General features: G+C 65.7%; 1 protein-coding gene. It reads right to left on the reverse strand.

The features are described 5' to 3' along the window. Positions 1-44: 44 nt before the first annotated feature. Complete coding sequence (locus tag DDF78_RS11595) at positions 45-1,331, reverse strand: IS3 family transposase (protein ID WP_272869829.1); 1,287 nt, start codon at positions 1,329-1,331, stop codon at positions 45-47. Positions 1,332-1,553 lie beyond the last annotated feature (222 nt).

Genomic DNA, 1,553 nt, shown 5'->3' on the forward strand with positions numbered 1-1,553 from the left:
GGGGGTGCGGTGGAAAACTTGGACACGTTGTTGTGTTTGCTTGTTCATGCTATCAGGCCGAGTGAACGGCGGTATTGGTCGGGGCTTGTGGAGCCGAGGGAGCGTTTGATGCGGGTCGTGTTGTACCACTCGATATGGCGGGCCAGCGTCTTTTCGAACTCGTCGACAGTGGCGTCCCGGTGGTCGCGGTTGTGGAACATCTCGTTCTTCAGTCGCCCGAAGAACCCCTCGCACGCGGGGTTGTCGGGAGAGCAGCCCCTGCGGCTCGTGGACCGCGTCCACTTGTATTCCTTCATGAGCCGTGTCCATCCCGGCCACTGGTAGTGGCAGCCCTGGTCGGAATGGATGGTCGGCCTGGCGCCTTCGGGCAGCACGTCCCTGAGCTGTTCGAGCATGGTGTTCACGAGCTGCGCGTCGGGACTGGAGCCCATCGTGTAGGTCAGGATCCTGCCGTCATAGCAGTCCACGATGGGCGAGAGGTAGAGCTTGCCGTCCGCCAGGGCGAACTCGGTGATGTCGGTCAGCAGTTTCACGCCGGGGACGACCGCGTGGAAGTCGCGTTCCAGCAGGTTGGGCGCGGCCGGGCTGATCTCCCCCTGGTACGAGCTGTACTTGCGTTTCCGCGGCGTCCTGGGATGCATGCCCAGCTCGTTCATCAGCGAGCGGACCAGCCCCTCGGAGACCTTCGCGCCCTGCTGGCCCAGCGCATCATGCAGGCGCCGGTAGCCGTACGCCCGCCAGTTCGCCTCGAACACCGCGCGCAGCGCGCTGCCCGTCTGCTCGCGCAGCCGTGCCTTCGCCTCCCGCGCGCCCTGGCGCGAGAGATGATAGTAGTAGCAGCTGCGCGGCAGACCGATCAGTCTGCACAGGTCCCCGGCCGGCCAGCGATCACTCAAGGCGTTGGCCACGACGAACCGTTCCATGTTCGTCAGGGCCGCGTGGTCAACGCCGGGGTCTTTTTTTAGCAGGCCCATCGTCTCCTTGAGGACGTCGACCTCCATGCGCAGCCGCCGCAGCTCCCGCTCCAGTCCGCGCTCACGAGGCGAAAGCCCCGAATCTCGTGCGGTAGCGGCCTTCTTCGTGGCTCTGCCCTCGGCATTATCATCGCCGGCATGTGCCTGACCATCGCCGGCATGTTTTCTCTCGTCCTGGCTCATCAAAGCCTCCGATCCGCCGTCCCGGTACTTCCTGGCCCAATTGTAGAGGACGGTCTGCGAGTAGCCCGTCGACGCGGCCAGATCCGCCATCCGCTCGCCGCCGTCCACGTGCCGCAGCACAATAGCGCGTTTGAGCTCCCACGACGGGCGGAACCGGCGCCCGACGCCATCCATGCTCACGCGCGCCGCCGGGGCACGGACCTTCGCGTGCGGCGGCCGGTAGCCCAGCCGCAGATACACCGTCGGCAACGCGGGTCCGCCGAACTCGCGGCACGCCTCCGCCGGCGAACGGCCAGCGCGCACGAACGAACGAACCCGTTCCCGAAACTCCTCGGAATATTTCGGCACCAATCAGCCCTCCCTAATCAGTGCCCAAGTTTTCCACCGCACCCCCAT

The sequence above is a fragment of the Bifidobacterium tibiigranuli genome, assembly GCF_009371885.1.
In the GTDB taxonomy this organism is placed as follows: domain Bacteria; phylum Actinomycetota; class Actinomycetes; order Actinomycetales; family Bifidobacteriaceae; genus Bifidobacterium; species Bifidobacterium tibiigranuli.

Excerpts from the sequence above, each read along its gene's own strand:
- DDF78_RS11595 (WP_272869829.1), bottom strand. The coding sequence starts at position 1,331 with ATGGATGGCGTCGGGCGCCGGTTCCGCCCGTCGTGGGAGCTCAAACGC.